This is a genomic window from Pseudoalteromonas carrageenovora IAM 12662 (genome assembly GCF_900239935.1).
In the GTDB taxonomy this organism is placed as follows: domain Bacteria; phylum Pseudomonadota; class Gammaproteobacteria; order Enterobacterales; family Alteromonadaceae; genus Pseudoalteromonas; species Pseudoalteromonas carrageenovora.
Genome location: NZ_LT965928.1, coordinates 1,820,336 through 1,834,374, shown reverse-complemented (window position 1 = coordinate 1,834,374; position 14,039 = coordinate 1,820,336). Strand labels below are relative to the sequence as shown.

General features: G+C 37.3%; 7 protein-coding genes and 2 pseudogenes. 3 read left to right on the top strand and 6 right to left on the bottom strand.

Annotated features, from left to right (window positions below; translation table 11 throughout):
• Positions 1–187: 187 nt before the first annotated feature.
• The 3 genes and pseudogenes from ALFOR1_RS08310 to ALFOR1_RS08300 all read left to right on the top strand — a co-directional run.
• Positions 188–1,012, top strand: a complete 825-nt coding sequence (locus ALFOR1_RS08310; RefSeq protein ID WP_104642660.1) for an alpha/beta fold hydrolase — start codon at positions 188–190, stop codon at positions 1,010–1,012.
• A 460-nt stretch (positions 1,013–1,472) separates the two neighbouring features.
• Positions 1,473–1,781, top strand: coding sequence for a DNA/RNA non-specific endonuclease (locus ALFOR1_RS08305; protein ID WP_227006934.1), 309 nt, complete (start codon positions 1,473–1,475; stop codon positions 1,779–1,781).
• Between the two features lie 206 nt (positions 1,782–1,987).
• Positions 1,988–2,509 (top strand): annotated as a pseudogene (locus ALFOR1_RS08300) (DNA/RNA non-specific endonuclease); the annotation flags it as partial.
• Between the two features lie 802 nt (positions 2,510–3,311).
• Here the strand turns inward: ALFOR1_RS08300 and ALFOR1_RS08295 are convergent.
• The 6 genes and pseudogenes from ALFOR1_RS08295 to ALFOR1_RS08270 form a co-directional block, all read right to left on the bottom strand.
• Positions 3,312–4,262: pseudogene (locus ALFOR1_RS08295) on the bottom strand (IS3 family transposase).
• A 280-nt stretch (positions 4,263–4,542) separates the two neighbouring features.
• Entirely contained in the window at positions 4,543–5,385 is an 843-nt protein-coding gene (locus tag ALFOR1_RS08290) for a hypothetical protein (RefSeq protein ID WP_104642659.1), read from the bottom strand.
• Positions 5,372–7,327, bottom strand: coding sequence for an AbiJ-related protein (locus ALFOR1_RS08285; protein ID WP_104642658.1), 1,956 nt, complete (start codon positions 7,325–7,327; stop codon positions 5,372–5,374). Before ALFOR1_RS08285 ends, ALFOR1_RS08290 begins: the two co-directional genes overlap by 14 nt.
• A gap of 46 nt (positions 7,328–7,373) precedes the next feature.
• Positions 7,374–10,694, bottom strand: a complete 3,321-nt coding sequence (locus ALFOR1_RS08280) for a type I restriction endonuclease subunit R (protein WP_104642657.1) — start codon at positions 10,692–10,694, stop codon at positions 7,374–7,376.
• Positions 10,695–10,742: 48 nt separating this feature from the next.
• Positions 10,743–12,221 (bottom strand): restriction endonuclease subunit S, encoded by a 1,479-nt coding sequence (locus ALFOR1_RS08275; protein ID WP_197709259.1) that lies wholly within the window; start codon positions 12,219–12,221, stop codon positions 10,743–10,745.
• An 88-nt stretch (positions 12,222–12,309) separates the two neighbouring features.
• Positions 12,310–13,965, bottom strand: a complete 1,656-nt coding sequence (locus ALFOR1_RS08270) for a type I restriction-modification system subunit M (RefSeq protein ID WP_104642656.1) — start codon at positions 13,963–13,965, stop codon at positions 12,310–12,312.
• Positions 13,966–14,039 lie beyond the last annotated feature (74 nt).

Here is a 14,039-nt window from a genome sequence, read left to right as displayed (position 1 = left end):
TAAGTGATGTATAGCTTACTTATTTAATACACTAATACGATTTTAAATCGCTACAAAGCAGGGCGCAGCGGTGTTTTTGTTTTAGCGATTTCACTTAGCATAAAAATTTTTAGCCTTAAATCAAACGTGGGACGATAATTGCTCTTAACTACTCATACATAAATTTTAATTTAAAAGGAAAATTAGTATGAGTAAAACACAATACGTTAGCATTGAAGGCCACCAAATTGCTTATCAAGAAATGGGAGAAGGCACACCGCTATTATTAATACACGGAATTCCAACTAATAAATCACTTTGGCGTAATGTTATGCCCGAGCTTGCTAAGTCACATAACGTTATTGCACCCGATTTACTGAATTATGGTGAATCAAATATGCCTAAAGACACTGACGTATCTATTAATGCGCAGTGCAGAATACTTATTAAGTTTATGGATGCAATTGGTATTCCTAAAGCCAATATAGCAGCGCACGATATTGGTGGCGGCATTGCACAGTTAATGGCAGTAAATTACCCTGAAAAAGTGAACGGACTAATTTTAATTGACAGTGTGTGTTTTGACTCATGGCCAATACCAGAGTTTGAGCCGTTACTTGAGCCAGGAGTTGAAGAAAAAACAACGGTTGATGAATTTGTTGATACACTACAGGATTTTATGCCTAAAGGCGTATATGACAAAAGCATAATGACTGATGAACTAAAAAAAGTTTATTTAGCACAATGGAGTAACGAGCAAGGTAAAGCTGCATTGTTTACAAATATGCGTCGTTTAAATAAAGAGTACACGCAAGCAATCGCAGGTGAACTTAAAAGCTTACCGCATGAGACCCTAATTTTATGGGGTGAAGAAGATAACTTTCAAAAACCTAAATACGCACCCATGTTAGAGCAAACCATTCCAAACTCATCGCTTATCTGGGTAGAAAAAGCAGGGCATTGGTGTTTAGACGAACAGCCTGAAAAAATATTACTTTTAATGAGTAACTTTTTAAAGGGTAAAACGTTTTAAATCTTAAAGTTGTATATTAGCAATCTAATGAGGCAGTTATGCCTTGTTAGATGACTAGGCGTTCTATACTTAACTGAGTTAAAAACACTATATTTACAGTAAAAATACTACCTAAAATGTATCTGACATCAAAATTTGCTCAATATTAAGCCAAAAAATGTATGTTTTTGGTGATGTAGTACCTTAGTGAAATCGATTAGCAGTCAATTTAACATAATGAAATTCTGTATAATTTAAACTTTGTATTCAGAAGCTAGCGCTGCTCAAGGCGATTAAAACTCAATTGATTGGTAGGGCGCTTGTACGATTTTTTTACTTGTGCTTGATTAATACCAATAACCTAGGCCAATATTATCGTTTTACTAATTTTTACTTTTATATTTAAAAACAATTAGTTACTTAAATATTATTGTAATAAGAAGCTGTTAATTTTTATCCTCTTTAAATTGAGGATATAACAATGAAGACAATAATAAAGGCATCAATAGTACTTACAGGTTTATGTTTTACTCATAGTGCAAATGCAGCTAATTGCTTACAAGGTTGCCCAACGGGCTTAAATAATGGCAATACAATTGAGCGAAGTATTTATACTTTAAAAAATAATAGATATACAAAGTTTGCTGATTGGGTTGCATACCATGTAACTACCAATACCATGAGTGGACCATCGAGAAGTAGAAGTTGGAAAGCTGATCCAGATTTATATTCCCACAAAGGGCGTGCCTGTCTTTCAGGATTAAATTTGTTCGAACTAGGGGCTATTTAATCGCGGCACGAGTTTTGTAACCTAGTGGGCTAAGTAAAAATCGAGTAACAAAGAGTAAATCGCCCCTAGAAAGAACCTTACCAGGCAACGCGTGTTTGGTATTTATGCGGCGTTATCGCCAATTTATGGGGAATAACCACACTACATAGGCTCTGCCTTGCCTAAAAACCAAACACACTGTTGCAAATTCAATCTCGAATCACAGGCACGCCCTTAAACCCGATGATTATACCGATGCATACGCAACAATAAATACAGATAGAGGTCATCAAGTCCCATTAGCATCTTTTAGTAATACGGCTGATTGGAAACTAACAAACTTGCTTTCTAATATTACACCGCAATCATCTGCATTAAACCAGGGACCATGGGTTAGGCTTGAAACTGCAGTGAGAAATCATGTTAGTAATGGCAACGATTTATACGTAGTAACCGGGCCGTTGTACGAATATTACTTTGCAGAATTACCGCAAGCTAATGAGGTACATACAATTCCAAGTGGTTATTTTAAAATTGAAATGGAGCAATCTGGTAGCACAATTAAAGCATCGGCGTTTATTATGGAACAATCAGCAAGCCGCAGCGATAATTTTTGTAATACTGAAGTAAGTATTGATGAAGTTGAATCACGTGCTGGTATTAACGTTATGCCAAATTTATCCTACAACAATTCGCAAGCAATTGAATCAACAGTGTTTGGTTTAAGAAGTGAGTTGGGCTGTAACTAGAAACTTAAATTATAAAAACATAAGCCTTGAATTGAACTGTATTTATTTAAGGCTTTTAAAACTAGTAGTTACAGGCTTTAACTAAAATAGAGCTTTTTAACCAGGGAAACCAAGAACGCAAAAACCATTAAGTGATAATGTTTAATTTTATCCTTATGCATTTTTTAACTTAGGTATTGGTTAACTAGAGAGATGAAATTATATAACCTGTAATTTAAAACTGGCAACTAATGATAATTAAAGAGCGATTACACATATAAGCTAAATCTGTTTAAAACAGATGAAAATAGGGGTTATATACTTAAATTAATGAAGCACTTTATCTTACTAATATAATAAATTACTGTATTTAACATAATATAAATTATAGGTAGTTAATGGTTATTTAAAAAGGAGTGTTAATAACACCCCTTTAATGTCCAATACTAGAGGGAGTATATAGTTAAAATATGTATATAAGTAATAAAGCTAAATTAACTCTCTGATTAATATGCATTTAAATTCATTGTTAAATATACATACCATGTATAATCTTCCTTCACTAAGTCCAATACTAGACGGTATCGGACTTAGTGTTTTATAAGAGTGCTATTTATTAAAGTCGTTTGTTATAGCTTTAGTAAGGCTCATGAACTTTTTCAAGTAAAACACCTAACACTAGCTGTAATGTTAGGTGTTTATAATGGAATGTAATTTATTACTCATATATATAGCTCCTGGGCCACTGATGCTAACCTATAAAACGATTTAGATAACGGTTTAGCTCATCACTAAAAGTGTTATTTGGACTTCCCAGCTTTCACTAGACAGTTTTTAATTCAGAATAATACGCTTCAGCAGGTGAAACAACGCCTGTGTGTGAATGGCGTTTTTTTGGGTTGTAGAACATTTCTATAAAATTGGATATCTCAGCAAGCGTCGCAAAAAAGTTTCAGCAACCGCATTATCATGACAGTTTCCAGCACGGCTCATCGAAGGCACAAGATTATGTTTTTTCATAAATGCGAGATAGTCAGCACTACGATATTGATTAACTTGATCGCTATGAACCATTACCTCAGCTTTCGGTTGACGTTGATATACAGCCATCAACAATGCATTTATAACAAGTTGCTTGTCCATATTTTTATCCCTCGATCAACCCACATATGCCTAGAGAATAAGTCCATTACTGTTGCCACATATAAAACCCTTCATAAGTTCTTATGTAAGTTATGTTGCTCACCCACGATTGATTCGGCGCAGGTGGATTAAATTGACTCGCTAATAAGTTATCTGCAATCCGCGATGTCTTACCACCTTTAATATGGCGACGCTTATACCCTATTTGCGCTTTAAGCTTATGTTATCGCATGACCTTAGCTACACGATTTACACTACATTGCTCACCGGCTTCACGCAAGTCTACATGTATCCAAGGGCTACCATACGTACCGCCACGGGCTACATAAAACGCATTAATGAGCTTCAACAAGCGATTATCTTCAAGCGTTCGATTGCTCATGGGCTTTTTTAGAATGTCGCGTTCCTCCGTGACATGTTTTAACTGGGCCTTAAGTTTGGCGACCCTCAGCTGTTCATCTGATGATTTGGTTTGTTTGGGTTTCCGTAATAACTGGCTTCGCCAGTGATATAACGTTTTGGTACAAATATCTAATCGTTCTGATACTTCAGCATCAGAATAACCACGTTCAGTTATTTGTTTAACTGCTTCTATTTTAAATTCTTGGGTATACCGTTTCCCTTTACTCATAAAAAACTCTAATTAGAAGTTACAATGTAACTCATGGGGTGTCTAACAAACTGTGGAAAGTCCACCCTTACGAGATTTATTTATGAGCGAGTCATCTCCAACTGTCTTCGAATAACTCTTCATAGCGATAAATATATCCCGGCGGGTACATCCATTATCAAGACTGTTAACTCTCAATTTTTCAAATTGATGTGTCCAATCTAGTCTTAAGCAATACAATTTAAAAAATAAAAGCTGAATGCTCTCCCCTATTCTAAATCTAAATGTTTTCCCGTTCCGATTAAGTCATACAGCGTTGAATGAAATCCTGTGAAGCAGCTAGTTCACGGTATATAACTACCTGTCGATGGTTGTATCCTAAATAGGTTTCTAGATCCTTACATTGATCATTAATTTTATCCCCTATATTAACTTCTAGTCCTTTGTACCCCTTAATAATAGCTTTTAAGTTATTAATAATTTCACCGCCTTTACCTCTAAACCTTTCCAATAGATCTAGATGCTCATAATGGTTGTTAATTAGATTAAACACATCATCAGTCACATCGTCAGGCTGCTCTAAATAAAACCTTGGCATCCAATTGGCTTCAAATCTTACTTTAAGATAATGTGATTTGGGTAAGTCATCTATAAACAAATTTAAAAATAACTGTGAGCCTTTATCATCAACAAATTTATCTGATTTTTTTCTATTACAATCACTACAACATGGAAATAAGTTTTTAGGGTGAATAGAATACTCTGGGAATTCCGTCTGACCTAGTACATGATCCATTGAGTCAACATCATTTATAGTGCAGTTTTGACAAGTACTAAAAATATGATCTCTATGATGAGGGTGTGTAGTAAGTGTATTTTTTAAGGCTTGAATTCTTTTATTTCTATAATTATATAAAGACTTTAAATTAACTTTATCATTCTCACTGTATGGCATGCTCTGCATTAAAGCTAGCGAGTCCATATCAAATGCATCATCGTAATCTTTAAAGTATTGTGATTGAGTATCAGAAATTACAGCAAGCTCTTCTTTAAGATCTGGTTTTGACTCTGTATTCCTTTTAGACTTAACAATACCTTTGTAGAAAGAGAAAGAGTCTTCTTCATAAGCTCTAATTTTTAGCATTATTTTCAACCAAAACCTGAAGGTACAATCGTACGTTTAAACTCAGCGGTAAATTATCTTCTTTTAATATTTCCAGAACTTTATCGTATGTTTTATAAAGCCTTACTAGCTTTTTCATCGTTGTTTCATAAAATTTAGGGATTGATCTATTACCAAAAACTTCCTCCGTAATTACGGAGAGGTTTTCCCCAAACGATTCAACGCCAATTTTTTTCACCGAGGGGACACTTTCATCTCGGGAAAGAACTAAAACATCTCGAGAAAACATCTCTTGGATAATTATTGGAGAGTGGGTAGCAATAACGCAGTAAGATTCAAATTCATTAATAAGCTCTGCTATGCCGTTCATTAGTTGACTAATAGCATTTGGGTGAAGATGAGTTTCAGGCTCATCAAATAACAGTAAACTATCAAGTCTAATATTCGCTACGATTTCAGAAACTACATAAAGAACAATAGATTGACCTGAACTTAGTGACTCTCTAGCTTTACTAAACCCATGCGCATCAAAGTAAAGTTTGTCACTATCTACAGGATCAAGTTTAATAAATAGATCTATCAACTCAGGTTCTAAAAAATTAGATATAACTTTTTTCCACTTTTCTAATCGGCCAAGAGTAGTTATTCTTTTCCACGTATGATGGAATTTTTGCAACTGACCTTTCTTACTTCTAAGATCCCCTTTTTCATCCCTTAAACCACAATAAATATAATTAAAATTTGATGTCTTTTTTGGTAATTCAAAATTATCAAATGTGCTATAAGAAACGGCTATAATTTTACTATAAATCGGTTTATGAGGACTTAAAAGTTCGCTTTTTTCCTTTGCTATTTCTAAAGGTAAAGTGGTAAGTAATTGTGTTTTTCCAGCACCATTTTTTCCTATCAAGGCAATCATTCTTTTTGGTAAAAGACTGTCTGTCGAAAAGTTAAAAGGGACATCAATACATGAATCGGCATATTTAGGACAAAATTTATATGTAAAGGAATATAAGTTATTTAAATCAGAACCATAAATCATTGGCTTTGCTGTTCTATGTATTCTTTCAGCTTCATCATCTCTAGTTAGAGACTGTTTAAACACATTTGTGTTTTCAAACTCTTCTGAAATTTCGGTAAAAAAAGCCGCATCTCTTAATGAGTAAAGCACTGATGAAAGTGATTTCTCAAAAATTTTATTTAAGTTCTTATAATAATCTTCATCTTGTCCAAGTGAAACGAACTCTTCACCTAAAGAAAAAAACTCAGACGGTAGAGCTTGTATTGTATAATTATTTTTATTACTGGCTATTTTAACAAGGCCCAAGTCTACTTTTTGGTTGTTATTAAAAAGAACTAATACAAACGAAGTTTCATGTGAATAGTCATCCCAATTATCTGCTATTAGGAGAAAATATTTACTTGGCTTTTCATTATCAACTTCTAAAGTATTGACATAACGACCTACTCTCATGTTTGGATATGCGACTACATAAAAAGGGATTTTATTAATTGGAACATCACTTGGTCTATCTAGAGTATCTTTATTCATTAACTCGAGAACAGGGTAATCACCTTCATAACTTATAGTAGCAAGGGTTAGATCTTCACTTTCTAAAATACCGTTAATTTTCTCAATATAATAGTAAGTCTGCTCGGGAGAGGTTTGATACTTTGGTAGTAAAAAAACTTCTAAGAATTTTATAAACTTAGTTTCGCCATCAAGAAGCTTTAAACGTTGCTCAAATAATTCATTATAATCCCAATCATCATTATTGATTGTATGCTGAATTATATCACCCTCAGCATTTTTAAACCTGCTGTCCTCAGACGGCATAGACTTTAGGTCCCATATCTCATTTAAGAATGGAATAAACCCTTCATCTCTGTTATTGGCAAAATCAAAAGACCCTTCTGTAGCAATAATTAAATCTAGTATTATTTTTCTAATTGATGAATTCATTACCTTGCTGATCCCTTTAACTTAAGATACTTATAACCATAACAAGTTATATTCCTTGGTTTATTTTAAAACTCTGCGCTTGTTCAAATATTTCTTTATAAACTTCATCGCGGCTAATTGGTGGGTATTTAAATTTAGCGAGTATTAAAATTAGCTCTACTTTAAGTGATGATTTAATATCGTCGCGGTGATTCCAATCAACAAATTTCACTTTGTCGTCTACGATTACTTTTACCGCTTGAGCGAGCTCAATTAGCTTATCTTCGGGGTAGTCAAAGTCGTACTTAACCGCGAGTGCTTTTAATGCGTCGTAAAAGCCTTTTTCTTCAATATCAATGCCTAGCTCGTCGCCGGCGTTCATTTCGTCGCGTACGCTGTAAATCATATCAACCATGCTTTCTGAAAAGTCATCAAGTACACTACTTACCAATACGTCATCTTCTTTTCGTTCGTTGTAGCGCTGTACTAGCGATTCAAAGCGTTTAGTAAAATCGATACCTTGGGTTTGGTTTACTTTTTTAAGCTCGCCAATGGCTTTAGCTAGCATTTGTTGCAGTATTTTTATTTTGGTATTGGGGAGTTTTATTTTTTCTATTTTGGCGATGTAGTCGTCATTAAAAATGTCGATTTCGCCACCGTCTTCATTGCCGAGTTTAAATACTTCTTCTACGCCGTCACTTTGCAGGGCTTCGCTTATCATTTCACGAACTTTGGCGTTCATTTGCGCGGTATCGGGCGCTTCACCTTTGGTTAGTTTGTAAATAATAGAGCGAATGGCAAGGTAAAAGTGAATATGGTTACGCTCACTCTCGTTAATTTTTTCACTGCCACAACATACATCGTAAGCGGCTTTTAAACGCTTAACTAAATCCATAAAACGCTTTTGGCGTTTTTCGGTAATAAGTGCAAACTCAGCGGCGTGGTTTAAACAGTTTAGTTGGGCAACGGCTTCACCGGTAAAATACGGGCTGCTGTCAAATTTATGAAATAACTCGGCAAGTAACGCTAAGTGGTTTTTGACTTCAATAACCGAGGCAGTAATGTCTTCAAAGTTGGTTTCGTCTGTTTTTGAGTACTGCGCTAGGGCTTTGTTCATTTCAGATTTAATACCAATATAATCTACCACTAAGCCTTTGTCTTTGCCTTCAAACTGGCGGTTAACCCGCGAAATAGTTTGTATTAAGCTGTGCTTTTGCAGTGGCTTATCTATGTACATGGTATCTAAAAATGGCACATCAAAACCGGTTAGCCACATATCGACCACTATGGCTATTTTAAAGTTTGAGTTTTTGTTTTTAAATTGTTTATCAAGCTCTTTACGTTCGTCTTTACTGCCAAGTAAATTATATAAGCGTTCAACGTCGTCTTTACCACGGGTCATCACCATTTTTACTTTTTCAGAGGGGGCGGCAATACGGCCTTCGCTAATAGCGCGCTTTCGCTCGGTATCTGATAGCTTTTGGGCGTCGTCGGTATCAACTACATCAAACCACTGTGGGCGCAGTTCTTCTAGCTCTTGATACAGCTGATAGGCAATGCCGCGCGAGCTACACACAAACATCGCCTTTCCTGCAATGGTAGAGCCTTCCTCAACGCGTTTTTCGTAATGTTCAACAAAGTCTCTTGCTAATACACGTATGCGGTCAGGGTCGCCTAAAATGCTATTCATGTTCGCCGTGGCTTTTTTACTGTCTTCTATTTGCAGCTCGTTACTGCCTGCATCGGCACATTCTTTGTAATAGGTTTCAATTTCTGCCAGCTTGCTGTTGTTTAAACACACTTTGGCGGCGCGGCCTTCGTACACAATGCGTACGGTTATTTCATCTTTCACCGATTCGGTCATAGTGTACGAGTCAACCACTTCACCAAACACATCTAAAGTCGCATCCACTGGCGTGCCAGTAAAACCAACGTAAGTGGCATTGGGTAGTGAGTCGTGCAGGTATTTTGCAAAACCAAAGGTCTTTTTTACACCTTTTTCGGTAATAGTAATTTTTTGATCAAGATTAACTTGGCTACGATGCGCCTCATCAGAAATACAAATAACGTTAGTGCGATCAGTTAAAAGCTGGGTGTCTTCAGTAAATTTATGAATAGTCGTTAAAAATACACCGCCACTGTTACGCCCTTCGAGTAATTCACGTAAGTGAGTACGGCTGGTGACTGTTTTTACTGTGTCGTCGCCAATATAAGTTTTAGCATTACCAAATTGCTGCGAAAGTTGATCGTCTAAATCGGTTCGGTCGGTAATTAAAATAATGGTGGGGCTTTTAAGTTCAACGCTTTTCATCAACAAGCGCGTTAAAAATTGCATGGTGTAACTTTTGCCACAACCCGTTGCGCCAAAGTACGTACCGCCTTTACCATCACCTTGTGGTTTTAAATGCAGTTTTATATTTTCGAACAGTTTATTAGCCGCATAATATTGCGGGTAACGCGGCACAATTTTTATCTCTTTTTTGCCAGCGTTTTTATTATCAGAATCGGGGAAAAACACAAAGTTGCGCATTACATCGCGCAAACGCGCTTTGTCAAACAAGCCCTGCAATAAGGTATGTAACGAATTAATCCCCTCTTGCGCGGTTAGCTCTTGCCCCGTTACTTTTCCCCACGAGTAAAAAAACTGATATGGCGCAAATAAGTTACCCATTTTATTGTTTACGCCATCGCTTATAACGCACAAGGTATTAAACACAAATAACTGCGGAATAGCGCGCCTGTACCGCACCGTTAACTGCTCATACGCTTCAAAAATAGGGGCTTGTTCGCGTATTGCGCTTTTAAATTCAAACACCACCAATGGCAAGCCATTTACATATAAAATGCCATCGGGAATACGCAGTTCAATGTTGTCGTAACTTGTGGGGCTTTCTATTTCTAACTGAGTAACAAAACGGTAAATGTTATCGTCTTGTAGGTAAGTAACGCTGGCTTCATTCACATTATCGAGAGCCATATTATCCAAAGCAGCCATAGCATTCCCTACTATTAGGCTACTTTTAATACCTTGTTCAACGTTATCGTAATCAAGCAGCTGAATATATAAATCTTTTTGCGCCGCACTACCTGCTACTTTACCTCTCTCGCGTGTATGTAAAAAGCCATCACTCAGCCATTTACAAAAGGTTTTATTACTCTCGTATAAATCACTGGCTGGCAGCTTTTCAAGCTTTGCAATTATTGAGTCTACTTCACCGGTGGTGATATTATTTTTACCGTAACGCTTAGTTAAAAAAACACGTAAGTCTTCTTTAATTAATACATCACTATTATTGCGGCTCAGCTCACCGCCTAGTAAATGCGGATATCCTTGCTCGCCCAATAACTCAACCACCGCTTGTTCTAATTTGGCTTCAGTAAATTTCATCAAACATCCTTATTCTTTTTATTTTGGACTTCAAACACTCAGTTAAGTCTAATCTACTAATTCCTCATCAATGGCTACATCAGGTACTTGTAGTTCACCAGAGATGAGCTTGGGTAATAAAGTATCGCGGAGTTTTGTTAGTTTGTAACACTCTTTTCTTAGAGTAATTTTTCGCTCATATATATCTTCTAGTAAACGATTGAATATCTCTATAGTTTTTTTGCTTGGTACTAAAAGGTTTGTAGATAATATTCCATTTGCACTAATATTTGGCTGTGCACTTCCTTGAGCGGCACTTAAGATACCTTCCTCTACTCCAGGCTGATTTAACGCGCTAAATAAAAAAGGGTCTCCTTTTTCCATCTTTGGTGTAAGTTTACAAACACGTTGGTTTAAATAATAAGCTTCATCATCCTCGCTAACTAGAACTCCAAATTTACCAACAGTTGCTCCAGTCATAGCCATTATAATATCGCCATCATTGAGCAAAAACCGCTGAAGTTTATCGATTACTTCGGGTGAAACCCTATTAACATCCTTAATAACTACAGAGCGATCTGTAGTTATGTTTTTAATCTTAAGAACAGCAAAACCTGTCTCTGAAAAATCTTTTCCTTTAAAAGCATAACCACTTAGCCCATCAGCAATGTCTTTAAAAGTACCGTTTTCCCAGCCCTTTGGTATCCAACCTAGTTGTTCGTTGTGTTCGAACTCATTGGGGAAGTGGGCGTGGGTGTTGGCGTGTTGGGCTAATATTTTAGGATTGGCGCTAAAGTTTGGTTTAACGGGTGTTTCAGCGGCTTTTTCTGATACTTGCACTGCTGCTTGTGTTGCTTCTTTTGTTTGTGAGAGTGCTTGTAACTCGTGATCGAGTGCAATGAGTGATGCTTTTATTTCGGCTGCATTTTCTAAACTGTTCAGTGCCAATAAGCGGCGCTGTGCTTTTTGTTTTAACTCGTCTGGCAGGTGGTTTTCAAGGTTTTCTAACTTAAAATCAACACTCGCAAGTAGGTTGTCGAACACAGGATCAAAATCAACAAACCAGCTTTTAAACAACGCTTGCGCCATTTGCTCTAAGGTTTGGTTGGTTTTTTGGTTGAGCTCAATTTTTTTGTCTAACGTTCTGAGAATATGTGCAATTTTTTCTTGAACTTTTGGCTCGGGAAAAGATATTTCCAGCCGGCTTATCATTTCATTGTTCAAGCTTGCTCTCGTAGACATTGTAGAAAACGCCAACATTTCGTTTCTGAATTTAGGGCTTCTTAAGTAATAACCAACATACTCAGGGACTAATTCAGTATCTTTTTTTGGCCTTAGCCTTTTACAAAAACCATTGAATGTTGCGTTTTCGTAATCTTTTAACGCGACACAACTCATGCCAAGCTCATTCATGGTTTCACTTGTACGAGTTAAAAAAACATCTCCACGTTTAACTGAACAACCTAACCTCTCTTTATCTGAGGATTGAACTAACTCAGTTAATTCTGTTGGGGTGAAGTAGTTATAAAAAACATTTTTAAATGACAAAAACGGGAAGCCAGAACCAAAATCTTTAGCCGGTTTGGATAAACCAGAACGTATATCGTAATGCTCTGTTAAGCTTTCTTTCTTCCACTTACTCCCCATAACCCAGCGCCTCCAAGTTTTTACGGATGGCTTTATCAAGCTCTTCCGCTTGACTCATTTGGCTGTAAAGCGTTTTGCTAAGTTCAGTCATTTTAGTTTCGAACGGGATACCATCGTCTGCAATGTCAGCAGCGCCGACGTAGCGCCCGGGGGTTAGTACGTAGTCGTTTGCTTTAATATCGGCAAGGGTGGCTGATTTACAGTAACCGGCGATATCTTGGTACTCTTGCTCTTTATTGGCGCTTTGCTCTTTTTGTGCGCTTTCTGGCTTCGCACCTTCAGTGACAAGCTCTTCACCTCGCCATATATGGTAGGTTTCGGTTATTTTGGCTATGTCGTCGTTGGTGAGTTCTTTTAGAGTACGGTTAACCATAGAGCCCATTTCGCGAGCGTCTATAAATAGGGTTTCGCCTTGGCGGTCGCGGCGCTTTAGTAGGCCTTTTTCGTTATTACCGCGTTTATCTTTACTTATAAACCATAAACACACCGGAATTTGTGTGGTGTAAAACAACTGCCCTGGTAGGGCTATCATACAATCGACTAAATCGTTTTCGATTATTTTTTGGCGAATATCGCCCTCGCCACTGGTGTTAGAACTCATTGAGCCATTAGCCAGTACAAAGCCTGCGGTGCCATGCTCGCTCAATTTTGAGATCATATGCATGATCCACGCATAGTTGGCATTACCGGTAGGCGGTGTTGGGTAACCTGCCCAGCGGGCATCGTCGACTAGCTCGTTATCGGCGCGCCACTGTTTTTGGTTAAACGGTGGGTTTGCCATAATGTAATCGGCTTTTAGGTCGGGGTGTTGGTCTTTAAAAAAGGTGTCGCCTGCTACATCGCCTAAGTTGCCCGAAATACCACGCACAGCTAAGTTCATTTTTGCCAGTTTATAAGTGGTGTTGGTGTACTCTTGCCCGTAAATAGATATGTTTTTTTGGTTGCCATTATGGCTATTAATAAACTTGAGGGATTGCACAAACATACCGCCCGAGCCACAACATGGGTCGTAAATTTTACCTTCGAATGGCTCTATCATATCGGCAATAAGGGTAACAATTGACTTAGGCGTATAGAACTCGCCCCCGCCTTTGCCTTCAGATGCAGCAAATTTACCTAAAAAGTATTCGTACACACGGCCAACTAAGTCTTCTTCTGTTTTTTCGTTTTGGTTGGCAATGGTGTCGATATTATTAATGGTATCGATAAGCGCTGAGAGCTTACTGGAATCAAGCCCTAAGCGTGAAAAGTAGTTATCGGGCAATGCGCCCGCGAGTGATTTATTGTTTTTTTCGACCGCGTTCAGTGCGGTATCTATTTTAACGGCAATATCGCCTTGCTTGGCGTTGGCTTGAATATATGACCAGCGTGCGTCTTCTGGTAGGTAAAACACGTTATCCATCGCGTAAAAGTCAACCATGTCGATGTATTCATCACCGTACTCGGCAATAATGGCTTTTTTACGCCCTTCAAACTTGTCACTAATAAATTTAAGAAAGATTAAACTTAAAACAATGTGCTTATATTCGGCTGATTCAACACTGCCACGCAGTTTATTGGCGGCATCCCAAAGGGACTCTTCAAACCCGACTTGTGTTTTTTTTGTGGCTTTTTTAGTTGCAGGCTTTTTTGATGCAGCGTCCATGTGGTCTCTCTTTGCAAGAATATCAATATAAATTATTAGCTTATCATACCGCAAAGGACGTGGTTTTTTGAGTG